The organism is Clavibacter davisi, from assembly GCF_052751415.1.
Window position 1 is genome coordinate 1,942,059 of record NZ_CP199882.1, and the last position, 23,216, is coordinate 1,965,274.

At 71.8% G+C, this 23,216-nt stretch carries 18 protein-coding genes and 1 tRNA gene; 2 read left to right on the forward strand and 17 right to left on the reverse strand.

The genetic code is table 11. The features are described from left to right. Window positions 1-41 precede the first annotated feature (41 nt). From rpsA to polA, 4 genes are all read right to left on the reverse strand, one after another. On the reverse strand, window positions 42-1,496 hold the full coding sequence (gene rpsA, locus ACU4ZT_RS09185; protein WP_063071780.1) for a 30S ribosomal protein S1: 1,455 nt from the start codon (window positions 1,494-1,496) through the stop codon (window positions 42-44). Window positions 1,497-1,687: 191 nt separating this feature from the next. Further along, a complete protein-coding gene (locus ACU4ZT_RS09190) occupies window positions 1,688-3,367 on the reverse strand; it encodes a DUF885 domain-containing protein (protein ID WP_063071779.1) in 1,680 nt (559 codons plus the stop codon). Further along, window positions 3,364-3,822, reverse strand: a complete 459-nt coding sequence (locus ACU4ZT_RS09195; protein ID WP_270981492.1) for a PTS mannitol transporter subunit IIA — start codon at window positions 3,820-3,822, stop codon at window positions 3,364-3,366. The genes ACU4ZT_RS09190 and ACU4ZT_RS09195 overlap by 4 nt, the downstream gene beginning before the upstream one ends. Before the next feature lie 49 nt (window positions 3,823-3,871). Continuing rightward, entirely contained in the window at window positions 3,872-6,556 is a 2,685-nt protein-coding gene (gene polA, locus ACU4ZT_RS09200) for a DNA polymerase I (protein ID WP_445337053.1), read from the reverse strand. 53 nt (window positions 6,557-6,609) lie between these two features. On the opposite strand from polA, the gene ACU4ZT_RS09205 reads away from it, so the two are divergent. After that, window positions 6,610-7,044, forward strand: coding sequence for a PaaI family thioesterase (locus ACU4ZT_RS09205; protein ID WP_063071776.1), 435 nt, complete (start codon window positions 6,610-6,612; stop codon window positions 7,042-7,044). 36 nt (window positions 7,045-7,080) lie between these two features. On the opposite strand, the gene ACU4ZT_RS09210 is transcribed toward ACU4ZT_RS09205, so the two are convergent. Further along, window positions 7,081-7,686 carry an ANTAR domain-containing response regulator gene (locus tag ACU4ZT_RS09210; protein ID WP_063071775.1) on the reverse strand — a complete coding sequence of 202 codons (606 nt, stop codon included), beginning with the start codon at window positions 7,684-7,686 and terminating at the stop codon, window positions 7,081-7,083. 85 nt (window positions 7,687-7,771) lie between these two features. Here ACU4ZT_RS09210 and ACU4ZT_RS09215 point away from each other — a divergent pair. Continuing rightward, window positions 7,772-7,854: transfer RNA gene (locus tag ACU4ZT_RS09215), tRNA-Leu, on the forward strand. 93 nt (window positions 7,855-7,947) lie between these two features. On the opposite strand, the gene pyk is transcribed toward ACU4ZT_RS09215, so the two are convergent. The 12 genes from pyk to hisF form a co-directional block, all read right to left on the reverse strand. After that, window positions 7,948-9,393 carry a pyruvate kinase gene (gene pyk / locus ACU4ZT_RS09220; RefSeq protein ID WP_063071774.1) on the reverse strand — a complete coding sequence of 482 codons (1,446 nt, stop codon included), beginning with the start codon at window positions 9,391-9,393 and terminating at the stop codon, window positions 7,948-7,950. 87 nt (window positions 9,394-9,480) lie between these two features. Beyond that, on the reverse strand, window positions 9,481-10,938 hold the full coding sequence (locus tag ACU4ZT_RS09225) for a glutamate synthase subunit beta (protein ID WP_270981498.1): 1,458 nt from the start codon (window positions 10,936-10,938) through the stop codon (window positions 9,481-9,483). Next, window positions 10,931-15,505, reverse strand: a complete 4,575-nt coding sequence (gene gltB, locus ACU4ZT_RS09230; protein WP_445337054.1) for a glutamate synthase large subunit — start codon at window positions 15,503-15,505, stop codon at window positions 10,931-10,933. The genes ACU4ZT_RS09225 and gltB overlap by 8 nt, the downstream gene beginning before the upstream one ends. Before the next feature lie 101 nt (window positions 15,506-15,606). Beyond that, window positions 15,607-16,629 carry a prolipoprotein diacylglyceryl transferase gene (gene lgt, locus ACU4ZT_RS09235; protein ID WP_445337055.1) on the reverse strand — a complete coding sequence of 341 codons (1,023 nt, stop codon included), beginning with the start codon at window positions 16,627-16,629 and terminating at the stop codon, window positions 15,607-15,609. 71 nt (window positions 16,630-16,700) lie between these two features. Beyond that, a complete protein-coding gene (trpA, locus tag ACU4ZT_RS09240) occupies window positions 16,701-17,519 on the reverse strand; it encodes a tryptophan synthase subunit alpha (RefSeq protein ID WP_445337056.1) in 819 nt (272 codons plus the stop codon). Continuing rightward, complete coding sequence (gene trpB / locus ACU4ZT_RS09245) at window positions 17,516-18,730, reverse strand: tryptophan synthase subunit beta (RefSeq protein ID WP_063071770.1); 1,215 nt, start codon at window positions 18,728-18,730, stop codon at window positions 17,516-17,518. Before trpB ends, trpA begins: the two co-directional genes overlap by 4 nt. Beyond that, on the reverse strand, window positions 18,727-19,503 hold the full coding sequence (trpC, locus tag ACU4ZT_RS09250) for an indole-3-glycerol phosphate synthase TrpC (protein WP_270981501.1): 777 nt from the start codon (window positions 19,501-19,503) through the stop codon (window positions 18,727-18,729). The genes trpB and trpC overlap by 4 nt, the downstream gene beginning before the upstream one ends. Continuing rightward, window positions 19,503-19,739, reverse strand: coding sequence for a DUF6704 family protein (locus ACU4ZT_RS09255; protein WP_270981502.1), 237 nt, complete (start codon window positions 19,737-19,739; stop codon window positions 19,503-19,505). The genes trpC and ACU4ZT_RS09255 overlap by 1 nt, the downstream gene beginning before the upstream one ends. 40 nt (window positions 19,740-19,779) lie before the next feature. Beyond that, a complete protein-coding gene (locus ACU4ZT_RS09260) occupies window positions 19,780-20,469 on the reverse strand; it encodes a Trp biosynthesis-associated membrane protein (RefSeq protein ID WP_445337057.1) in 690 nt (229 codons plus the stop codon). Then, on the reverse strand, window positions 20,469-22,019 hold the full coding sequence (locus ACU4ZT_RS09265) for an anthranilate synthase component I (protein WP_063071766.1): 1,551 nt from the start codon (window positions 22,017-22,019) through the stop codon (window positions 20,469-20,471). The genes ACU4ZT_RS09260 and ACU4ZT_RS09265 overlap by 1 nt, the downstream gene beginning before the upstream one ends. After that, a complete protein-coding gene (hisI, locus tag ACU4ZT_RS09270) occupies window positions 22,016-22,423 on the reverse strand; it encodes a phosphoribosyl-AMP cyclohydrolase (RefSeq protein ID WP_414763405.1) in 408 nt (135 codons plus the stop codon). Before hisI ends, ACU4ZT_RS09265 begins: the two co-directional genes overlap by 4 nt. Then, entirely contained in the window at window positions 22,420-23,199 is a 780-nt protein-coding gene (hisF, locus tag ACU4ZT_RS09275) for an imidazole glycerol phosphate synthase subunit HisF (protein WP_445338647.1), read from the reverse strand. Before hisF ends, hisI begins: the two co-directional genes overlap by 4 nt. Window positions 23,200-23,216 lie beyond the last annotated feature (17 nt).

Genomic DNA, 23,216 nt, shown 5'->3' on the forward strand with positions numbered 1-23,216 from the left:
CTCCCCGAAGGGAGAGCGGCCTCGTCGTGGTGCGGGTGGGACTACTTCGAGCTGGACAGCTTCTCGCGCAGGGCGGCGAGGCTCTCGTCGTCCGCCAGCGTGCCGGCGCCCGTCGAGTCGCTCGTGAAGCCGGGGCCGGCGGACGTGATGCCCGTGTCGGCCGCCTCGGCCTCGGCTGCTGCCGCGACCTGCTTCTTGTGGGCCTCCCAGCGGGCCTGAGCGGCGGCGTACTGCTGCTCCCAGGTCTCGCGCTGGGCCTCGAAGCCCTCCTTCCACTCGTTGGTCTCCGGGTCGAAGCCCTCGGGGTACTTGTAGTTCCCCTGGTCGTCGTACTCGGTGAGCATGCCGTAGAGGGCGGGGTCGAACTCGGTGCCCTCGGGGTCGACGCCGTCGTTGGCCTGCTTGAGGCTCAGCGAGATGCGGCGACGCTCGAGGTCGATGTCGATGACCTTGACGAACACCTCGTCACCGACGGACACGACCTGCTCGGCGAGCTCGACGTGCTTGCCGGAGAGCTCCGAGATGTGCACGAGGCCCTCGATGCCCTCGGCCACGCGGACGAACGCACCGAACGGCACCAGCTTGGTGACCTTGCCGGGCGCGACCTGGCCGATGGCGTGCGTGCGGGCGAAGACCTGCCACGGGTCCTCCTGCGTCGCCTTGAGCGACAGCGACACGCGCTCGCGCTCCAGGTCGACCTCGAGGATCTCGACGGTCACCTCCTGGCCCACCTCGACGACCTCGCTGGCGTGCTCGATGTGCTTCCAGCTGAGCTCGGAGACGTGCACGAGGCCGTCGACGCCGCCCAGGTCCACGAACGCGCCGAAGTTGACGATCGAGGAGACCACGCCCTTACGGACCTGGCCCTTCTGGAGGTTGTTGAGGAACGTGCTGCGGCTCTCGGACTGCGTCTGCTCGAGCAGGGCGCGACGCGACAGGACCACGTTGTTGCGGTTCTTGTCGAGCTCGAGGATCTTGGCCTCGATCTCCTGGCCGAGGTACGGCGTGAGGTCGCGGACGCGGCGCAGCTCGATGAGCGAGGCCGGGAGGAAGCCGCGGAGGCCGATGTCCACGATGAGGCCGCCCTTGACGACCTCGATGACGGTGCCGGTGACGACGCCGTCGGACTCCTTGATCTTCTCCACGTCGCCCCACGCACGCTCGTACTGCGCGCGCTTCTTGGACAGGATCAGACGGCCTTCCTTGTCCTCCTTCTGGAGGACGAGGGCCTCGACGGTGTCGCCGACCTTGACGACCTCCGTGGGGTCGACGTCGTGCTTGATGCTCAGCTCACGCGAGGGGATGACGCCCTCGGTCTTGTAGCCGACGTCGATCAGGACCTCGTCCCGGTCGATCTTCACGACGGTGCCCTCGATGAGGTCTCCGTCGTTGAAGAACTTCAGTGTCTTCTCGACCGCGGCGAGGAAGTCCTCAGCAGATCCGATGTCGTTGATCGCGACCTGCTTGGGCGCCTTGTCGGTCGTTGCGATTGTCATGTAGTTAGTGCTCCAGGATGGGCATGAATAAGGCCGCTGGCGCGGACCCGCGCGGGTACCGGTCGAGCGGCGGACGGATGGGTCGTCGCAGAACTGCGACAGTCGATCTTAGACCCGGCCCCCGAGCCGGGACAACCGCGCCGCGCACGTCGGCGCGCCGTGACCGTCCTGCCCGCGCCGAGGGCCGCGACTCAGCGCAGGACAGCGGCGCGGAGCGTGTCGAGGCCGACTCCGCCGATGTCGAGCGCGCGGCGGTGGAACTCGCGGATGTCGAACGCGGCACCCTCGCGGCGGCGGGTCTCGTCGCGGAGGTCCTCCCAGATGCGCTGGCCCACCTTGTACGAGGGGGCCTGCCCCGGCCAGCCGAGGTAGCGGTTGACCTCGAAGCGCACGAAGGACGGATCCATGTTGACGTTGCGGCCCATGAAGTCGAAGGCGAACTCGGCGTCCCAGGCGGCCTCGCCGTCGGGCCGCGTCTTGCCGAGGTGCACGCCGATGTCGAGCACCACGCGGGCGGCGCGCATGCGCTGGCCGTCGAGCATGCCGAGGCGGTCGGCGGGGTCGTCGAGGTAGCCGAGCTCCTGCATCAGGCGCTCGGCATACAGGGCCCAGCCCTCCGCGTGGCCCGACGTGCCCGCGAACCGGCGCCAGGTGTTGAGCTCCGCCTTGTTGAAGGTGGCCTGCGCGATCTGCAGGTGGTGGCCCGGGACGCCCTCGTGGTACACGGTCGTGAGCTCGCGCCAGGTGTCGAACTCGGTGACGCCCTCGGGCACCGACCACCACATGCGGCCGGGGCGGCTGAAGTCGTCGGCGGGGCCCGAGTAGTAGATGCCGCCCTCCTGCGTCGGGGCGATCATGCACTCCAGCGCCCGGATCTCCTCGGGGATGTCGAAGTGCGTGCGGCCGAGCTCCTCGACCGCGCGGTCGCTCGTCTCCTGCATCCACGCGCGCAGGGCGTCCGTGCCGTGGAGCTTCCGCGAGGCGTCGCCGTCGAGGTGGGCGATGGCCTCGAGCACGCTCGCGCCCGGGAGGATCTCGCGCGCGATGGCCTCCTGCTCCTCCACCATGCGGGCCAGCTCGCCGACGCCCCACTCGTACGTCTCGTCGAGGTCGACCTCCGCGCCGAGGAAGGAGCGCGAGCGGAGGGCGTACTGCTCGCGGCCCACCGCGTCGGCCTCGCGGCCGGCGGGCTCGAGCTCGGTGCCGAGGAACGCCGCCAGGCGCGCGTAGGCGGTGCGGGCCTCCTCGGCGCGAGCACCGAGGTCGCGCCGGAGCGACTCGGGCAGCTCGCCCGAGTCGGGCCGCGCGTCCTCCGCGAAGGAGCGGAAGAAGCCGTCGGGCGCGGCCTGCCGCTCGACCTGGCCGAGCACCTCGCGGATCTGCCGCTTCGCCGGGGTCTGTCCCCGGCGCACGCCCTCGCGGAGCGTCTCGATGTAGCCGTCGACGGCGCCGGACACGTTGCCGAGGCGTGCGGCCAGGTGCTCCCAGTCGCCCTCGGTGGCCGTGGGCGAGATGTCGAACACCTCGCGGATGCCCTGCGCGGGCGAGGCGATGACGTTGAGGTCGGACAGGTGGACGCCCGCGTCGTGCATCTCGACGTCGAGCTCCAGCTCGCGCGTGAGGTCCATGCGGGTGACCTCGTCCACCGCGTCGACGGGACGGGCGTCAGCGAGCTGCCGGATGACCGCGCGCGCCGCCTCGGCGTGCGCCGCGTGGCCCGCGGGCGACGTGTCGCCGTACTCGCCCTCGCGTCCCGGGCGGCCGAGGTAGACGCGCTCCTCGGGGTGCAGCTCGAGCGACGCGTCGATCCACCCCTCGGCGATCCGGTCGATGTCCGTCTGCGGTCGGGGGGCCTTCGGCGTCGTCGTCATCCCTCGACCGTACCGGCTCCCAGCAGCGACCGGACGGCCGCGGGATCGGTGGCGCCACGCAGCCGCTCGGCGCACACGGGGTCGAGCAGGATCTCCGCGAGCCGCGACAGCAACGCGATGTGGCCGCCGCCCGTGGCCGCGATGCCGATGACGATGCGGACGTCGTGTCCGTCCCAGTCGACGCCGTCGGGGAGGCGCAGGACGCTGATGGCGTCGGCCCGCACCAGATCGCGTCCGGCGGCGAGCGTGCCGTGCGGGACGGCGACGCCCTCGCCGACGAAGGTCGAGACGGAGCGCTCGCGCTCGACCATCGCGTCGACGTAGCCCGGGTCGACGGCGCCCGCCGCCACCAGGGCCTCGCCCGCCTGGCGGATGGCGGCCTCGCGATCGGCGGCGTGCGCGTCGAGCCGGATGGACCCGTCCGCGAGGAGGTCCGAGAGTCGTCCGTTCGTCATGCCGTGGTGCTCCTCGTGCTCGGGGTGGATGGGGACGGATGCCCGTCTGTCAGTGCGCGGCGGCGGCCCACGAGTCGCCGCGGCCCACCTGCACCTCGAGCGGCACGCGGAGGTCGGCGGCGTGCGCCATGCGGTCGGTGACGATGCCCTCGAGCGCGTCCCACTCCCCCGCGGCGACCTCGAGGATGAGCTCGTCGTGCACCTGGAGCAGCATGCGCGACGCCATGCCCTGCTCGCGCATGTCGGCTTCGATGCGGATCATCGCGATCTTCATGATGTCGGCCGCGGAGCCCTGGATGGGCGCGTTGAGAGCGGCCCGCTCCGCGTTGTCGCGCAGGACGCGGTTCGGGCTCGTGAGGTCGGGGAACGGGCGGCGTCGGCCGAAGATGGTCTCCGTGTAGCCCGCGGCGCGCGCCTCCTCCACGACCTGGCGGAGGTAGTCGCGCACCGAGCCGAAGCGCGCGAAGTAGTCGGTCATGAGCTGCTTCGCCTCGGACGACGGGATGCGCAGCTGCTTCGACAGGCCGAACGCGCTGAGCCCGTAGGCCAGGCCGTAGCTCATGGCCTTGACCTTCGTGCGCATCTCGGCGCTCACGTCGGCAGGCGTGACGCCGAAGATGCGGGATCCCACGAAGCGGTGCAGGTCCTCCCCCGCCGCGAACGCCTCGATGAGGCCCTCGTCGCCGGAGAGGTGCGCCATGATCCGCATCTCGATCTGCGAGTAGTCGGCCGTGAGCAGCGTCTCGTAGCCCTCGCCGACGCGGATGGCGCTGCGGATGCGGCGGCCCTCCTCGGTGCGGACGGGGATGTTCTGCAGGTTGGGGTCGTTCGAGGAGATGCGGCCCGTGGTCGTGCCGGTCTGCACGTAGGTGGTGTGGATCCGCTCGTCGTCGCCGATGCCGCGCTCGAGCGTCTGGATGATCTGACGCAGCTTGCTCGCGTCGCGGTGCTCGAGCAGCAGGTCGAGGAACGGGTGCGGGTTCGACGCCTGCAGGTCGGCGAGGGCCCCCGCGTCGGTGGAGAAGCCCGTCTTGTTGGCGCGCGTCTTCGGCATGCCGAGCTGGTCGAAGAGCACCTCCTGCAGCTGCTTGGGCGAGCCGAGGTTGATCTCCTTGCCGATCTCCGCGAAGGCGCGCTGGGCGAGGTCGGTGATGCGCTCCTGCAGCTGCGCGGACAGCTCGCCGAGCCCCGCCCGGTCGGTGGCGACGCCGCGCAGCTCCATCTCCACCAGCACGAGGAGCGTCGGCATCTCGATGTCGACCATGACCCCGAGGGTGCGCTCGTCGAGCACCTGACGCAGGGCCTCCTCGACCCGGAGCGTGTACCAGGCCTCGACGGGGGCGGTGAGCGCCTCCGTCTCCGGCACGAGCTGGTTGGCGTCGGGCTCGGGCAGGTCCTCCAGCAGGTACCTGCTGACGAGCGCGGCCAGCGTCTTGTCGGTGAAGCCCGGACGCAGGAGCCACCCGGCCACGAGCACGTCGAACGCGAGCCCCGAGACGGCGAGTCCGGCGCGGCGCATCGCCTTCACCTGGACCTTCGCGTCGGCCATGATCTTGGGCGCATCGCTCGCGAGCCAGCGCTCGAACGGCGCGTAGTCCGCGCGGCCCGACTGCCACGGCAGGCTCACGGACTCGGTGGCGCTGGCGATGCCGAAGCCGACGGGTGTCCCGTCCTGCGTCTCCACCGTGAGACCGAGGCCGTGCGGCGACGCGGCGCTCTGCGTCGCGATCCACTTCGCCAGCTCCTCGTCGAGCAGCTGCTGGGCGTGCGGGGCGGCCGGCGCCGTGGACGGCTCCTGCTCGACCGCGCCCACGGGCGTGTCGGCGCTCGACGCGGAGGCACCCGATCCCTCGAGCTTCAGGACGCGGTCGAGCAGCTGCTTGAACTCCAGCACCTGGAACACCTCGCGGAGCGCGGGCTCGTCGATGGGCTTCCGCTCGAGGTCGTCGGGCCCGAGGGGCAGCTCCACGTCGGTGAGGAGGCGGTTGAGCCGGCGGTTGCGGATGACGTTCTCGTACTGCGCGCGCAGGTTGTCGCCGACCTTGCCCGAGATCTCGTCGCGGTGCTCCAGGACGGCGTCGAGCGAGCCGTACTGGTTCAACCACTTGACCGCGGTCTTCGGGCCGACCTTGTCGACGCCGATGAGGTTGTCGCTCGTCTCCCCCACGAGGGCCGCGATGTCCGGGTACATCTCCGGCTGCACGCCGTACTTCTCGAACACCTTCTCGGCGTCGTAGCGCGTGAGCTGCGAGACGCCCTGGGTGGACGGGTAGAGCAGGGTGACGTCGTCGTTGACGAGCTGGATCGCGTCCCGGTCCCCGGAGACGACGAGGACGCGGTACCCCTGCTCCCGGCCCTGCGTGGCGAGGGTCGCGAGGATGTCGTCCGCCTCGTGGTCCTCCTTGGTGAGGGTGGGGATGTTCATGGTCTTCAGCGCGCGCTCGAGCAGCGGCACCTGCCCGGTGAACTCCACGGGCGTCTCGCCGCGCGTCCCCTTGTACTCCGGGTACTCGCGCGTGCGGAACGAGAAGCGCGAGATGTCGAACGCGACGCCGACGTGCGTGGGCTTCTCCTTCTGCAGGAGGTTGATGAGCATCGCGATGAAGCCGTGCACGGCGTTCGTGTGCTGCCCCTCGCGGTTCTGGAAGCTCTCCGCCGGCAGGGCGTAAAAGGCCCGGAACGCGAGGGAATGGCCGTCGATGACGAGGAGGGTAGGCTTTTCCGTGTTCGGCACGGGCCCAGCCTACCGAGGGCCCCCGACGCCGACCCGGCCTCGGAGGATCGCCCATGACCCAGCCCGCACCCGAGCCGTCCGCCACCGCGCGGCTCCTCCGCCAGCCCCAGGACGTGGGCGCGTTGGCCCAGAAGATGGGCATCGTCTTCCAGGAGCTCAGCCCCGAGCGATCCGTCGCCACCATGCCCGCGGAGGGGAACACGCAGCCCTACGGCGTGGTGCACGGCGGCGCGTACGTGGTGCTCGCGGAGTCGCTCGGATCCATGTCGGCCAACGTCCACGCCGGTCCCGACCGCGTGGCCTTCGGCATCGAGCTCAACGCGAGCCACACGCGCTCCGCGACCGCCGGCACCATCACCGGGACCTGCACGGCGATCCACCTCGGCGGCACGCTCACCACGCACGAGATCGTGATGACCGACGACGAGGGACGGCGCCTGTCGACGGTGCGCATCACGAACATCATCCGCGAGCGCACGCCGCGCTGAGCGCCGTCCGGCCGGGCGCGACGCCCGGCGGGCGCGCTACTTCTTGGCGCTGAGCTGCTCGATGATGGCCTGGGCCACGTCGTGCATGGTGAGGCGGCGGTCCATGGACGCCTTCTGGATCCAGCGGAACGCCTCGGGCTCGGTGAGGCCCATCTTCTCGTTGAGCAGGCCCTTGGCCCGGTCGACGAGCTTGCGGGTCTCGAAGCGCTCGACGAGGTCGGACACCTCGGCCTCGAGCGTGATGATCTGCGCGTAGCGGGCCAGGGCGATCTCGATCGCGGGCAGCAGGTCGTTGGGCGTGAACGGCTTGACGACGTACGCCAGCGCGCCGGCCTCGCCCGCGCGCTCGACGAGCTCCTTCTGGCTGAAGGCCGTGAGGAGGACCACGGGCGCGATGTGGTTGCGGTTCAGGCGCTCGGCCGCGGAGATGCCGTCGAGCTGGGGCATCTTGACGTCCATGATGACGAGGTCGGGGCGCAGCTCGGTGGCCAGCGCGACGGCGGTCTCGCCGTCGCCGGCCTCGCCGACGACCTCGAAGCCGTTGTCGCGGAGGGTCTCCACGATGTCGAGGCGGATGAGCGACTCGTCCTCGGCGACGACGACACGGCGGGGGGCTGCGGGGGTTGCTTCCTGGTCACTCACGGATAGGAGCCTACGGTATCGTCGGCCGGGCCGGTGCGCGGCGGAGCGCGGGGATCCCCGCCGCGACGTCGCTCGTACCGGCCGTGCCGGATTGGCGGAATGGCAGACGCGGAGCACTCAAAATGCTCTGTCCGTGAGGGCGTGTGGGTTCGAGTCCCACATCCGGCACCGCATCCCGCGAGGGAGAAGCGAGAGGGCGGGCGACCATGTGGTCGCCCGCCCTCTCGCGTGCCGGCGGGGCCGGAGCCCCGCGTCGTCGTGCTACTTCTCGTAGGCCGGAGCCGCCTCGTTCACGGCGTCGCCGACGACGTGGACGCGCAGCTCGTTGGTCGAGCCGGCGATGCCGGGAGGGGACCCCGCGATGACGACGACCTTCTGGCCGACCTCGGCGAGTCCCTCCGCGAGGAGCACGTCGTCGACCTGGTGGAACATCTGGTCGGTGTGCGTGACCGGCTCGACGAGGTAGGACTGGACGCCCCACGAGAGCGCGAGGCGGCGGCGGATGCCCTCGTTCGGCGTGAACGCGAGGATCGGTATGCCGTTGCGGAGCCGGGTCATGCGACGCACGGAGTCGCCCGACTCGGTGAAGACGCAGAGGAACTTCGCCTCGACGAACTCGGCGACCTCGGCGGCCGCGAGCGTGATGGCCCCGCCCTGCGTGAAGGGGCGCGTGCCGAGCTTCGGGATGCGCTCCAGCCCGTGCTCCTCGGTGGACTCGATGATGCGCGCCATGGTCTTCACGGTGACGACGGGGAACTCTCCCACGCTCGTCTCGCCGCTCAGCATGAGCGCGTCGGCGCCATCGAGCACCGCGTTGGCGCAGTCAGAGGCCTCGGCGCGCGTGGGGCGGGGGCTCGTGATCATCGACTCGAGCATCTGCGTCGCGACGATGACGGGCTTCGCCTTGCGACGGGCGAGCTCGACCGCGCGCTTCTGGACGATGGGGACGGCCTCGAGCGGCAGCTCGACGCCGAGGTCGCCACGGGCGACCATGATCGCGTCGAACGCGTCGACGATCTCCTCGAGCGCGTCGACCGCCTGCGGCTTCTCGACCTTGGCGACGACGGGGACGCGGCGGCCCTCCTCGTCCATGATCTCGTGCACGCGGACGATGTCGGACGCGTCGCGGACGAAGCTCAGCGCGATGAGGTCGGCGCCGAGGCGGAGGCCCCAGCGGAGGTCGGCCTCGTCCTTCTCGGACAGCGCGGGCACGTTGACCGCGACGCCCGGGAGGTTGATGCCCTTGTTGTTGCTCACGGTGCCCGCGACCTCGACCGTGGTCGTGACGCGGGTGCCGTCGGTGGAGACCACGCGGAGCGTGACCTTGCCGTCGTCGATGAGCAGCGGATCGCCCGCCTTCACGTCGCCGGGGAGGCCCTTGTAGGTGGTGGAGCAGATGTCCTTCGTGCCGAGGATGTCCTCGACCGTGATGACGAACGTGTCGCCGAAGGCCAGGTCGTGCGGGCCGTCGGAGAACTTGCCGAGGCGGATCTTCGGGCCCTGCAGGTCGACCAGGACCGCGACTGCGCGGCCCGCGTCGTCGGCGGCCTTCCGGATCGTGGAGTAGATGCCCTCGTGGACGTCGTACGTGCCGTGGCTCAGGTTCATCCGGGCCACGTCCACGCCGGCGTCGATGATGGCGCGGATGCTCTCATAGGAGCTGGTCGCGGGCCCGAGGGTCGCGACGATCTTCGCTCGTCTGGTCATGCTCTGTCTGTCTCGCGTTTCTGCGTCGCACACGGACGCGGTTCGGGTGAGTGGTCGCGGACGCGCGCGCAGGGCGCAGCGGCCGGGTCAGATGGAGAGAGCGCGGTCCGTGGGACGGACCGGGAACGGGAGCTCCGTGTCCCCCTCAAGGTACCGGTCGACGGCGGACGCCGCTGAACGTCCCTCCGCGATGGCCCAGACGATGAGGGACTGTCCGCGGCCCGCGTCGCCCGCGACGAACACGCCGGGCTGGTCGGTCTGGTAGTCCTCGTCGCGCGCCACGTTGCCGCGGTCGTCGAAGGGGACCTCCAGCTGGCGCTCCAGGGCGTCCTTCTCGGGGCCGGTGAAGCCGAGCGCGAGGAGCACGAGGTCGGCGGGGATCTCGCGCTCGGTGCCGGACTTCGGCACGCGACGCCCGTCGCGGAACTCCGTCTCGGCGACGCGGACGGCACGGACGTGCCCGTCGTCGTCCTTGAGGAACTCGACCGTGGTGGCGAGGTAGTGGCGCTCGCCGCCCTCCTCGTGCGCGCTCGACACCTCGAAGAGCGTGGGGTACGTCGGCCACGGCTGGTCGGGGCGGCGCTCCGTCGGCGGCTGCTGGCCGATGGCGAGGTTGGTGACCGAGGCCGCCTTCTGCCGGTGCGCGGTGCCGATGCAGTCCGCGCCCGTGTCACCCCCGCCGAGGACGACGACGTGCTTGCCCTCCGCGTGGATCTGCTCGGGCACCTGGTCCCCGGCCGTCGCGTGGTTGGACTGGCGCAGGTAGTCCATGGCGAAGTGCACGCCGTCGACGTCGCGGCCCGGGATGTCGAGGTCGCGGGGCACGAGCGCGCCCGTGCAGACGACGACCGCGTCGTAGCGGAGCCGCAGGTCGGACCAGGTGATGTCCTTCCCGATGTCGACGCCCGCGCGGAAGCGGGTGCCCTCGGCGGTCATCTGCGCGAGGCGCGCCTCGAGGTGCCGCTTCTCCATCTTGAAGTCGGGGATGCCGTAGCGCAGCAGACCGCCGATGCGGTCGTCGCGCTCGAAGACCGCGACCGTGTGGCCGGCGCGCGTGAGCTGCTGGGCGGCGGCGAGGCCGGCGGGGCCGGATCCGACGACCGCCACGGTCTTGCCGGTGAGGCGCTCGGGCGGATGCGGTTCGACCCAGCCGTTCTGGAAGGCGTCGTCGATGATCGACACCTCGACCTGCTTGATGGTCACGGGCGGCTGGTTGATGCCGAGCACGCACGAGCTCTCGCAGGGCGCGGGGCACAGGCGTCCCGTGAACTCCGGGAAGTTGTTCGTGGCGTGCAGGCGCTCGATGGCCTGCCGGCCCTCCCCGCGCCAGGTGAGGTCGTTCCACTCCGGGATGAGGTTGCCGAGCGGGCAGCCCTGGTGGCAGAACGGGATGCCGCAGTCCATGCACCGGCCGGCCTGGCGCACGAGCTCGCCGCGCTCCTGCTGCTCGTACACCTCCTTCCAGTCCATGAGGCGGACGGAGACGGGTCGGCGCTTCGGGAGCTCGCGCTCCGTCACCTTGAGGAAGCCCTTGGGGTCAGCCACCGGTCACCTCCAGGATGCGCTTCCACGCGACGTCGCCGTCGGGGTCGATTCCCTCGTCCACCGCGGTCTGGCGGGTGGCGAGGACGGCCGCGTAGTCCCGCGGCAGGATCTTGGTGAAGCGTTCCATGGAGGTCTCCGGCTCGGCGAGCAGGCGCTCGGCCACGGTGGATCCGGTCTCGGCGAGGTGCCGGCGGAGGAGGTCGAGCACGATCTCGGCGTCGGCGCTCCCGAGCGGGTGCAGCTCGAGCTCGCCGGTGGCGAGGGCGTCGGTGTTGATGCGGTCGCGGTCGAGGTCGAGCACGTAGGCGGTGCCGCCCGACATGCCCGCGCCGATGTTGCGTCCGGTGCCGCCGAGCACGAGGGCGAGACCGCCCGTCATGTACTCCAGCGCGTGGTCGCCCACGGCCTCGACCACGGCGGTGGCACCGGAGTTGCGCACGAGGAACCGCTCCCCCACCATGCCGCGGATGAACATGGTGCCCTGGGTGGCGCCGTAGCCGATGACGTTGCCCGCGATGACGTTCTCCTCCGCGGGGAAGCCCGCCCTCGCGTCAGGCCGCACGACGATGTCGCCGCCGGACAGGCCCTTGCCCAGGTAGTCGTTGCTGTCGCCGACGAGGCGCAGCGTGATGCCGGACGGCATGAACGCGCCGAAGGACTGGCCGGCCGAGCCGCGGAGCGTGACGTCGATGGACCCCGTCGGGAGCCCGTCCACGCCGTGGCCCTTGGTGACGAGGTGGCCGAGCATCGTGCCGACCGCGCGCGCGGTGTTGCGCACGGGCAGATCGATCTCCACACGGCCGCCGTGGTCGAGCACGTCGCGGCTGAGGCGGATGAGCTCGTTGTCGAAGTGGTCCTCGAGCTCGTGGTCCTGCGCCCGGGCGTGCTTACGGGGCTCGTCGTCGGCGAACGTCGGGCCCACGAGGATCGGCGCGAGGTCGAGCCCGGACGCCTTCCAGTGGTCGACCGCGTCCTCGACGCCGAGCAGGTCGTTGCGGCCCACGATCTCGTCGAGCGAGCGGAAGCCGAGCGCCGCGAGGTGCTCGCGCACCTCCTGCGCGATGAACTCGAAGAAGTTGACGACGTGGTCCGCCTTCCCCGGGAAGCGCTTCCGCAGCTCCGGGTTCTGCGTGGCGACGCCCACGGGGCAGGTGTCGAGGTGGCAGACGCGCATCATGATGCAGCCGGAGACGACCAGCGGCGCGGTGGCGAAGCCGAACTCCTCGGCGCCGAGCAGCGCGCCGACGATCACGTCGCGGCCCGACTTCATCTGCCCGTCGACCTGGACGACCACGCGGTCGCGCATGCCGTTGAGGCGCAGGGTCTGCTGCGTCTCGGCGAGGCCGAGCTCCCACGGCGTGCCCGCGTGCTTGAGCGAGTTGACGGGGCTCGCACCCGTGCCGCCGTCGTGGCCGGAGACCAGGATCACGTCGCTCAGCGCCTTCGCGACGCCCGCCGCGACCGCGCCGATGCCCGACTGGCTCACGAGCTTCGTGTGGATCCGGGCGGACGGGTTGGCGCGCTTGAGGTCGAAGATCAGCTGCTTGAGGTCCTCGATGGAGTAGATGTCGTGGTGCGGCGGTGGCGAGATGAGGCCCACGCCCGCGGTCGCGTGGCGCGTGCGGGCCACCCACGGATAGACCTTGCCGGGCGGGAGCTGACCGCCCTCGCCGGGCTTGGCGCCCTGCGCGAGCTTGATCTGGATGTCGTCCGCGTGCGTCAGGTACATGCTCGTGACGCCGAAGCGTCCGGATGCGACCTGCTTGATGGCGCTGCGGCGCTCCGGGTCGAGCAGGCGCTCGACGTTCTCGCCGCCCTCGCCCGTGTTCGACTTGGCGCCGAGCCGGTTCATCGCGATGGCGAGCGTCTCGTGCGCCTCCTCGGAGATCGAGCCGTAGCTCATCGCGCCCGTGGAGAAGCGCTTGACGATGTCGCTGATGGACTCCACCTCGTCGAGCGGCACGGGCGGCCGCGTGCCCGTGCGCAGGCGGAACATGCCGCGCAGCGTCATGAGGTCCTTCGACTGGGCGTCGACCATCGAGGTGTACTCGCGGAAGATGTCGTACCGGCGCATGCGCGTGGCGTGCTGGAGCCGGAAGATCGTGTCCGGGTTGAACAGGTGCGGGGAGCCGTCGCGGCGCCACTGGTACTCGCCGCCCGTCTGGAGCCGCTCGTGCGAGAGCACGGCGCCGTCCGTGGGGTAGGCGCTGCGGTGGCGCGCGGCGTTCTCGGCCGCGATGACGTCGATGCCGACGCCGCCGAGGCGCGTGGTGGTGCCGGAGAAGTACTGGTCCACCAGCTCCTGCGAGAGGCCGACCGCTTCGAAGCACTGGGCGCCCGCGTAGGAGGAGACCGTCGAGATGCCCATCTTGGACATGATCTTCAGCACGCCCTTGCCGAGGCCCTTGATGAGGTTGCGGGTGGCCTTCTCCGGCGTGACGCCCGTGAGCATGCCGCTGCGCACGAGGTCCTCGCACGACTCCATGGCGAGGTACGGGTTGACCGCGGAGGCGCCGTAGCCGATGAGCAGCGCGATGTGGTGCACCTCGCGCACGTCCCCGGCCTCGACCACGATGCCGACCTTCATGCGGGTCTGCTTGCGGATGAGGTGGTGGTGCACGGCCGCGATCATGAGAAGCGACGGGATGGGCGCGAGGTCGCGGGTGGAGTCGCGGTCCGACAGCACGATGAAGCGCGCGCCGTGCTCGATGGCGCGGTCGACCTCGTCGCACATGGCGTCGATGCGCTTCTGCATGGCGAGCGGTCCGTCGTCGACGCGGTACAGGCCGCTGACGATCGTCGTGGTGCGGCTGCCCGGCCGGTGGTCGATGTGGATGACCTTGGCGAGCTCGTCGTTGTCGATCACCGGGAAGTCGAGCACGACCTGCTCGGCGTGCTCGGGCCCCGCGTCGAGGAGGTTGCGCTGCGGGCCGAGGCCGAGGCGGAGGCTGGTGACGACCTCCTCGCGGATGGAGTCGAGCGGCGGGTTCGTGACCTGCGCGAACTGCTGCGTGAAGTAATCGAAGAGCAGGCGCGGGCGCTGCGACAGCACCGCGATGGGCGTGTCCGACCCCATGGCGCCGAGGGGCTCGGCCCCGACCTTGGCCATGGGCATGAGCAGCATCCGCACCTCCTCCTCGGTGTAGCCGAAGGTGCGCTGGCGACGGACGACGGAGGCGGGCGTGTGCACGATGTGCTCGCGCTCGGGCAGGTCGGCGAGGTGGATGCGGTTCTCGAGCCACTTCCCCCAGGGCGCGCTGGCCGCGAGCTCGGACTTGATCTCGTCGTCCTCGATGATGCGGCCGACCTCGGTGTCGACGAGGAACATCTTGCCGGGGCGGAGCCGGCCCTTCCGCGCGATGCGCGCCGGGTCGATCTCGAGCACGCCGATCTCGCTGCCGAGCACGACGAGGCCGTCGTGCGTGACGAGGTATCGGCCGGGGCGCAGGCCGTTGCGGTCGAGGGTGGCGCCGACGAGCGTGCCGTCGGTGAACGTGAGGGCGGCCGGGCCGTCCCACGGCTCCATGACCATGGAGTGGTACTCGTAGAAGTCGCGGCGGGCCGGGTCGATGTCGGTCTGCTTCTCCCAGGCCTCCGGGACCATCATCATCATCGCGTGGGGCAGGCTCCGGCCGCTGAGGCTGAGGAGCTCGAGGACCTCGTCGAACGACGCGGAGTCGCTCGCGCCCGGCGTGACGATGGGAAGCAGGGGCGAGAGGTCGCCGAGCAGCTCCGACTCGAGCTGGGACTGGCGGGCGCGCATCCAGTTGCGGTTCCCCGCGACGGTGTTGATCTCGCCGTTGTGCGCCATCATCCGCAGCGGCTGCGCGAGCGGCCAGGACGGGAAGGTGTTCGTGGAGTACCGCGAGTGCACGATGGCGAGCTTCGAGGCGAAGCGCTCGTCGGAGAGGTCGGGGTAGAAGGGCTCCAGCTGGAGCGTGGTGACCATGCCCTTGTAGACGAGCGTGCGGGACGACAGCGAGATGAAGTACGCGCCGAGCTCCCGCTCCGCCCGCTTGCGCAGGCGGAAGGCGAGGCGGTCGAGGGCGAGGCCGGACGGGCGGTCGGCGGCGTCCGCGGGAGCGTCGGAGGTGAGGAGGAGCTGGCGGAACGCGGGCATGGCCTTGCGGGCCAGGTTGCCGAGGTGGGCCGGGTCGACCGGGACCTCGCGCCACCCGAGCACCCGCAGGCGCTCGGACTCCGCGATGCGCTCGATGCCGGCCTGCAGCTCCTCGCGCTCGGCGTCGTCGACGGGCAGGAACGCCATGCCCACGGCGTACTCCCCCAGGGGCGGCAGGTCGAAGCCCACCACGCCGCGGAGGAACGCGTCGGGGATCTGGGTCATGAGGCCCGCGCCGTCGCCGGTGCCGGCGTCGGAGCCGATCGCGCCGCGGTGCTCGAGGTTCCGCAGCGCGTCCAGGGCGTTGACGATGATGTCGTGTCCGGGCGTGCCGCGCAGGGTGGCCACCATGGCCAGGCCGCAGGCGTCCTTCTCGAACGCCGGGTCGTACAGGCCCTGCTTCGCGGGGAACGCGCCGCCGGGAGGGGAGGTGGAGGAGAACGCCATGGGAACCGTCCTAGATGCACTGCGGAGGGACGTCGCTGGCCCTGTGGTGGGGACCGCCTCACACGAGGAGACGGTGACCGCGGGGGTGCCCGCGCTGGGGACTAGGCGCCGCGTCCGCTTGTGGCGGGGAGAGCGTGGGAGTCCGACCCGGTGGATGCCCGCTCGGCGTCGCCGTCGGTGAAATCCGATTCCGTGTACACCGATGCTACCCCGCCGTCGCGGCCCGCCTTCGCGCGCGCGCTTACGTCATCCGGCGTGCGGCCCGGAAGGTAGGGGCTCGGCTCGCTGCCGACATGGCGGCGGGTCTGCACGATGAAGAGCACCAGGCCGACCGCCACCGCGATGAACGCGGCCCAGACGTTGGTGCGGATGCCGAGGATGATCTCGCTCGGATCGATGCGGATGGACTCGAACACCATGCGCCCGAGGCCGTACCACATGAGGTAGACGGCGAGGCCGCGGCCCCACTGCACGCGGACCGCGCGGCCCAGCAGCATGATGAGCAGGGCGCCCGCGACGTTCCACACGATCTCGTAGAGGAACGTGGGGTGGAAGAGCGTGCCCGCCGGGAGCCCGGCCGGGAAGGCCGCGTTCGTCGCGTCCACCTGGAGGCCCCAGGGCAGCGTGGTCGGCGTGCCGAACAGCTCCTGGTTGAAGTAGTTGCCCATGCGGCCCGCGGCCTGCGCGAGCAGGAGGCCGGGAGCGAGCGCGTCGGCGAAGGTCCAGAAGCGGACGCCGGTCCACTTGGAGCCGAGCCACACGCCCACGGCTCCGCCGATGAGCGCGCCGAAGATGGCGATGCCGCCCTCCCACACGTAGAGCACCCGCCAGAGGTTGGCACCCTCGTAGAAGTAGTCGCCCGGGTGCGTGAGCACGTGGAAGGCGCGGGCCCCCACGATGCCGAGCACGAGCGCGCACAGCGTGAAGTCGATGACCGTGCCCGACTCGACGCCGCGCGCCACGAGGCGGCGGTTGGTGAGGAAGGCGGCGATGAGGATGCCGACGAGGATGCACACCGCGTAGGCGTGGATCACGAAGGTGAGCGGGAGGTCGACGCCGAGGCCCTGGAGCCACGCCGTGACGTCGAACCGGGTGTCGGACGGATCCGGGCTGGGGATGCTCATCGGGACGAACAACGGATGGCGCTCACTTTCGCAGGGGGGTCGGCGGGCGCGGCGGGACCGCGAGCCGGGGGCTACTGTAGCGCGGTTCCGCGCGCGAGATCCGCCGCGGCGCGGGCGACGCCGGGGACGCCGCCGTCGGCCAGGGCGGCGACGAGCGCGGAGCCCACGATGGCGCCGTCGGCGTAGTCGAGGACCTCGCGGACCTGGTCGCCCGTGGAGATGCCGATGCCGACGCAGGCGCTCGTGGAGCCGGCGTCGCGCAGGCGCGACACCAGCCCGCGAGCCGCCTGGTCGACGTCCTGCCGCGCGCCCGTGATGCCCATGGTGGACACGGCGTACACGAAGCCGCGGCTGCGCTCGACGGCCTGCTGCAGACGCGCCTCGTTCGAGGACGGCGCGGCGAGGAAGACGCGGTCGAGGCCGGTGCGCTCGGAGGCGGCGAGCCAGTCGGCGCCCTCGTCCGGGATGAGGTCGGGGGTGATGAGACCGGCCCCGCCCGCGGCGACGATGTCGTCGGCGAAGCGCTCGACCCCGTACTGCACGACCGGGTTCCAGTAGGTCATGAGGAGCACGGGCGCGTCCACGCGCTGCGTGATCGCGTGCAGCGCGTCGAAGCCGTCGCGGAGGCGGAAGCCCTGGGCGAGCGCGGTCTGGGTGGCGCGCTGGATGACGGGGCCGTCCATCACGGGGTCGCTGTAGGGCAGGCCCAGCTCGATGACGTCGACGCCGTTCTCGACCAGCGCGACGGCCGCCTCGATGCTCGTGGCGACGTCGGGGAAGCCGACGGGCAGGTAGCCGACGAGCGCGCCGGACCCCTGCTCGCGGCGGAGCGCGATGGCCCGCTCGACGGGGCTGGCGACGGGGGCCGCGGCGTGGGCGGACGCGGTCACGACTGCTCCGCCCCGGCGTCGATGAGGTCGAAGTACGCCCCGGCCGTCTCCATGTCCTTGTCGCCGCGACCGCTGAGGTTGATCAGGATGATCGACTCCGGGCCGAGCTCCTTGCCGAGCTCGAGCGCGCCGGCGAGGGCGTGGGCGGACTCGATGGCCGGGATGATCCCCTCGGTGCGGCTGAGCAGGCGGAGCGCGCTCATGGCCTGGTCGTCCGTGACGGGACGGTACGTCGCGCGCCCCAGGTCCGACAGCCACGAGTGCTCGGGGCCGACGCCCGGGTAGTCGAGGCCCGCGGAGATGGAGTGCGAGTCGATGGTCTGGCCGTCCTCGTCCTGGAGGAGGTAGCTGCGCGCGCCGTGGAGCATGCCCGGGCGGCCCTTCGTGATGGTGGCCGCGGTGCGCGGGGTCTCCGCGCCGTCGCCGCCGGCCTCGAAGCCGTAGAGGGCCACGTCGGCGTCGTCGAGGAAGGCGTGGAAGATGCCGATGGCGTTGGATCCGCCGCCCACGCACGCGGCGACGGCGTCGGGCAGCCGGCCGGTGAGCGCGAGGACCTGCTCGCGCGCCTCCTCGCCGATGACCTTCTGGAGGTCGCGCACCATGGCCGGGAACGGGTGCGGACCCGCGACGGTGCCGAAGACGTAGTTCGTGGTCTCGACGTTGGTGACCCAGTCGCGCATGGCGTCGTTGATGGCGTCCTTGAGCGTGCGGGAGCCGGATCGCACGGGGACGACCTCGGCGCCGAGGAGGCGCATGCGGGCCACGTTGAGCGCCTGGCGCTCGGTGTCGACCTCGCCCATGTAGATGACGCAGTCCAGCCCGAAGAGCGCCGCCGCGGTCGCGGTCGCGACGCCGTGCTGGCCGGCGCCCGTCTCCGCGATGATGCGCTTCTTGCCGATCTTCTTGGTGAGCAGCGCCTGACCGAGCACGTTGTTGATCTTGTGCGAGCCGGTGTGGTTGAGGTCCTCGCGCTTGAGGATGATGCGGGCGCCGCCCGCGTGCTCGGCGAAGCGCGGCACCTCGGTGATGAGGGACGGTCGGCCGGTGTAGGTGCGGTGCAGCTCCTGGAGCTCCGCGATGAACGCGGGGTCGACCTTGAGCTCCTCCCACGCCTCCGCGAGCTCGTCGAGCGCGGCCACGAGCGACTCCGGGACGTACCGCCCGCCGAAGTCGCCGAAGTACGGGCCGGTCGCGCTGCGGAGGTCCGTCACGGGCGAACCTCGAGGAACTCGGTGAGGGTGCGGACCGGGTCGCCGGTGACGAGCGCCTCGCCCACCAGCACGACGTCGGCGCCGGAGCGGCGGTAATGCGCCACGTCGTCGGCGGTCTTGACCGCGGACTCGGCGATGCGGATGACGCCGGACGGGATGGAGTCGGCCAGGGATCCGAAGAGGTCGCGGTCGAGCTCGAAGGTGGTGAGGTTGCGGGCGTTGACGCCGACGACCTGCGCCCCGAGGTCGAGCGCGCGGGACACCTCCTCCGCCGAGTGGGTCTCGACGAGCGCGGTCATGCCGAGCTCGTTCACGAGCGCGTGCAGCTCGACGAGGGTCTTCTGGTCGAGCGCGGCGACGATGAGGAGCACGAGGTCGGCGCCGGACGCGCGCGCCTCGAGCACCTGGTACGCCTCGCCGATGAAGTCCTTGCGGAGCACGGGGATGGAGACCGTGTCGCGGACCTGCTCGAGGTCGTGCAGGGAGCCGCCGAACTTACGGCCCTCGGTGAGCACGCTGATGGCGCTGGCGCCGCCGGTCTCGTAGCGGGACGCGAGGAGCGCGGGGTCGGGGATCTCGGCGAGGGCGCCGCGCGAGGGGCTCGAGCGCTTGACCTCGGCGATGATCTTGACGCGCTCGGCCGGTGCGAGGGCGCTCAGCACGTCGAGCGCGGCGGGACGGGCGAGGGCCGCGGCCTCCACCTCGGCGAGCGGGCGGGTCTCGCGGCGCGTGGCCGCGTCCTCCAGGGCGCCGGCGAGCAGGTCGCCGAGCATCAGGAGTGCGCCTTCGTGGGCGAGGTGCGGTGTCCGTCGACGCCGTAGCCCATCTTCTTCATGATGCCGCCGATCGCGAATCCGAGCAGGACCACCCCCACGGACGCCCACACGACGGGGGCGAGGGAGAAGCAGAAGGCGATGGTGCCCACGGTGAAGCCGATGAGCGCGATGACGACAGCCGTCCAGGCCGCCGGCGAGTTTCCGTGACCGGTGTCTGCTGACTCTGTGGACATGCGTGCTCCTCGATTGTGGGGCGGGCGGGATGGGTCGAGTCTACCGTGCGGCGCCGGGGCGCCCGTCGAGCTGGGGAGGGGCGTCAGGACCGTCGGCGGGCGTGGCGGCGGGCGTCTCCTCGGGATCGCCGGCCTCGCGGCGCGTCGGGTCGCCGCCGCCGCTCAGGCTGTCCCAGGCGCCGACCGGGTCCTCGGTGGGCACGATGCGGCGGGCCGGCGCGTCGGCTGCCGCGTCGTAGCGGGAGCGACCCGTGGGCCAGCGCGGACCCGTCACCGCCACGAGCAGGCCGGTGAGCGCGGAGGCGATGCCGGCGGCGAGGCTCACGGGACCCCAGGGCGTGGTGGTCCACCCGTCGACGAGGTCGGCGACGGGCGTCGATCCGGCCACGCCCGTGACCGCGGTGATGGCGGCCTCGCCGGCCTGCACGGGACCGGAGACGGCGGCGAGGGCCGTGAGGGCCACCGTCGCCCCGATGAGGATCTGCAGGATCCCGAGCACCACGCGCAGCACCCGGCCGGCGATGGCGAGGGCGCCGGCCAGGGCGAGGCTCGACAGCGCGAGCGCGCTCAGGGCGGGCGCGGCGACGCTCCCCGCGACCGGCACCAGCGTGGGCGACTGGCCGCCGATGCGCAGCGTCGACCAGTCCTGCGACCAGCCGAGGAACGTGGCCGCGCTCGTGGCGAGGACGAGCAGGAGGGCGAGGGACTTCGTGCGGCGGGTGACGCGCATCAACGCACGCGCCGCATGGCCTCGGCGACCGCGACCGCGCGGAGCGGCGCCGCGGCCTTGTTCTGCGACTCGAGGTACTCCGCGTCGGGGTCGGAGTCGGCGACCATGCCGCCGCCGGCCTGCACGTGCGCGACGCCGTCGACGATGGTGGCCGTGCGGATCGCGATGGCGAGGTCGGCATCGCCCGCGAAGTCGAAGTAGCCCACCACTCCCCCGTAGACGCCGCGCTGGGCGGGCTCGAGGTCGTCGATGATCTGCAGCGCGCGCGGCTTCGGCGCGCCCGAGAGCGTGCCGGCCGGGAAGGTGGCGCGGAACACGTCGATGCTCGAGACGCCGGGCCGGAGCGTACCCTCGACCGAGCTCACCAGGTGCATGATGTGGCTGAACCGCTCGACCCGCATGAACTCGGTGACCTCGACGGATCCCGGGGCGCACGCCTTCAGCATGTCGTTGCGCGCGAGGTCCACCAGCATGAGGTGCTCGGCGCGCTCCTTCGGGTCGGCGAGCAGCGACTCCTCGTGGGCGACGTCCTCCTCCACGGTCGCGCCGCGCGGACGGGAGCCCGCGATGGGGTGCATGTAGACGTGGTCGTCGGTGACGGTGACGAGAGCCTCGGGCGACGAGCCGACGATCGAGTAGGGCTTCCCGTCGGCGTCCTCCAGCGTGAGGAGGTACATGTAGGGGCTCGGGTTGAGCACGCGGAGGACGCGGTAGACGTCGATCGGCTCGGCGGTCGTCGGCTGGTCGAAGCGCTGCGAGACCACGACCTGGAACACGTCGCCCTCGCGGATGTGGTGCTTGCTCCGCGCGATGGCCTCGTGGAAGTCGGCGGGCTGCGTGCGGAGCGTCGGCGACGGCTGGGCCTGGAGGTCGACCTCCGCGAGGAACGTCTCGGACGGGCGCGCGAGGTCGGCCTGCATGCGGTCGAGGCGCGCCTGCGCGTCCGCCCACATGGCGTCCGCGTCGTCGACGCCGTCGTTGAGGGCGGTCGCGACGAGCGTGACCGTGCCGCGGCGGTGGTCGAGGACGGCGAGCTCGGAGACGAAGCTGAGCGCCTGGCCGGGCACGGGCACCTCCGCCGGCGGGCGGTCCGGCAGGCGCTCGATCTGCCGCACGGCCTCCCAGCCGATGAAGCCGACGAGGCCGCCCGTGAGGGGCGGCAGGCCGGGGATGCGCGGGGTCTCCCAGCGCGCGTAGAGCGCGGCGAGGGCGGCGAGCGGACCGTCGGGCGCGTCCTCGCCGAGGGCGCGGCGCGCATCCAGCCCGTAGTCGAGCCAGCGGGCCTCGTCGCCCTGCTGCGTGAGCACGCCGAAGGACGAGACGCCGACGAAGGAGAACCGGGTCCAGATGCCGCCCTGGCCGGCGGACTCGAGCAGGAAGCTGCCGGGGCGCCCGGCCGTGAGCTTGCGGTGCACGCCCACGGGGGTCTCGCCGTCCGCGAAGACCTCGCGGAGCACGGGGATCACCCGGTGGTCGACCGCGAGGGCGTCGAAGCCCTCGCGCGTGGTGGTGCCGGGCGCGGACGCGCCGGGGCGCGGGGTCTCGCTCATGGGGTGGGCCCTTCGTCGGCGGTGGGGCGGGTACCCGGGACGGGGTGGAGGTGATCCGCGTCGAAGCAGGTGCGCGTGCCGGTGTGGCACGCCACTCCTACCTGGTCGACCTGGACGAGGACCGTGTCGCCGTCGCAGTCGAGCGCCGCGTCGCGCACGTACTGGGCGTGGCCGGAGGTGTCGCCCTTCCGCCAGTACTCCCGGCGGGAGCGCGACCAGAACGTGACGCGACCGGAGGTGAGCGTGCGGCGGAGGGCCTCGCGGTCCATGTAGCCGAGCATGAGCACCTCGCGCGTGTCGTGCTGCTGGATCACCGCGGGCAGGAGCCCGTCGTCGGCGAAGGACGCCCGGGCGAGGATGCCGTCGACGTCGGGGAGCGGGTCGGACCCGTGCGTGCCGGTCATCGGACCACCTGACCGGCCTCGCGCAGGGCGCCCTTGACGTCGCCGATGGTGAACCGGCGGGAGTGGAAGACGCTCGCGGCGAGCACGGCGTCGGCGCCGGCCTCGATCGCTGGCGCGAAGTGGGCGAGCTCGCCGGCGCCGCCCGAGGCGATGACGGGGACGCGGCTCGCGGCGCGCATCGCGGCGACGAGCTCGAGGTCGAACCCGTCGCGCGTGCCGTCGGCGTCGATGGAGTTGACGAGCAGCTCGCCCGCCCCGCGCTCGACGGCCTCGCGAGCCCAGGCGACGGCGTCGATGGTCGTGCGCGTGCGGCCGCCGTGCGTGGTGACGACGAATCCGGATGCGGTGTCGCCCCGGGTCACGTCGAGCGAGAGCACGCAGACCTGCGCGCCGAACCGGTCGGCGATCTCGCCCACGAGGTCGGGACGGGCGATGGCCGCGCTGTTGACGCCGATCTTGTCGGCGCCGCTCGCGAGGAGGCGCGCCACGTCGTCGGCGCTGCGCACTCCCCCGCCCACGGTGAGCGGGATGAAGACCTGCTCGGCCGTCGCGCTGACCACGTCGTACATGGTCGAACGGTCCTCGACCGTGGCCGTGACGTCGAGGAACGTCAGCTCGTCCGCGCCCTGCTCGTAGTAGAGGCGCGCCAGCTCGACGGGGTCGCCCGCGTCCTGCAGGTCGAGGAAGTTGACGCCCTTGACGACACGGCCGGCGGCCACGTCGAGGCAGGGGATGACGCGGACGGCGAGGTCGCCGGAGGACGGGGACCCGGCCACGGGCACGGGCACGGGAC

Coding starts and splice junctions, on each gene's coding strand:
- trpC (WP_270981501.1), bottom strand. CDS start 19,503: ATGCTCGGCGACCTGCTCGCCGGCGCCCTGGAGGACGCGGCCACGCGC.
- ACU4ZT_RS09260 (WP_445337057.1), bottom strand. CDS start 20,469: ATGCGCGTCACCCGCCGCACGAAGTCCCTCGCCCTCCTGCTCGTCCTC.
- hisI (WP_414763405.1), bottom strand. CDS start 22,423: ATGACCGGCACGCACGGGTCCGACCCGCTCCCCGACGTCGACGGCATC.
- rpsA (WP_063071780.1), bottom strand. CDS start 1,496: ATGACAATCGCAACGACCGACAAGGCGCCCAAGCAGGTCGCGATCAAC.
- pyk (WP_063071774.1), bottom strand. CDS start 9,393: ATGACCAGACGAGCGAAGATCGTCGCGACCCTCGGGCCCGCGACCAGC.
- lgt (WP_445337055.1), bottom strand. CDS start 16,629: ATGAGCATCCCCAGCCCGGATCCGTCCGACACCCGGTTCGACGTCACG.
- ACU4ZT_RS09190 (WP_063071779.1), bottom strand. CDS start 3,367: ATGACGACGACGCCGAAGGCCCCCCGACCGCAGACGGACATCGACCGG.
- ACU4ZT_RS09255 (WP_270981502.1), bottom strand. CDS start 19,739: ATGTCCACAGAGTCAGCAGACACCGGTCACGGAAACTCGCCGGCGGCC.
- ACU4ZT_RS09265 (WP_063071766.1), bottom strand. CDS start 22,019: ATGAGCGAGACCCCGCGCCCCGGCGCGTCCGCGCCCGGCACCACCACG.
- ACU4ZT_RS09195 (WP_270981492.1), bottom strand. CDS start 3,822: ATGACGAACGGACGACTCTCGGACCTCCTCGCGGACGGGTCCATCCGG.
- gltB (WP_445337054.1), bottom strand. CDS start 15,505: ATGGCGTTCTCCTCCACCTCCCCTCCCGGCGGCGCGTTCCCCGCGAAG.
- ACU4ZT_RS09205 (WP_063071776.1), top strand. CDS start 6,610: ATGACCCAGCCCGCACCCGAGCCGTCCGCCACCGCGCGGCTCCTCCGC.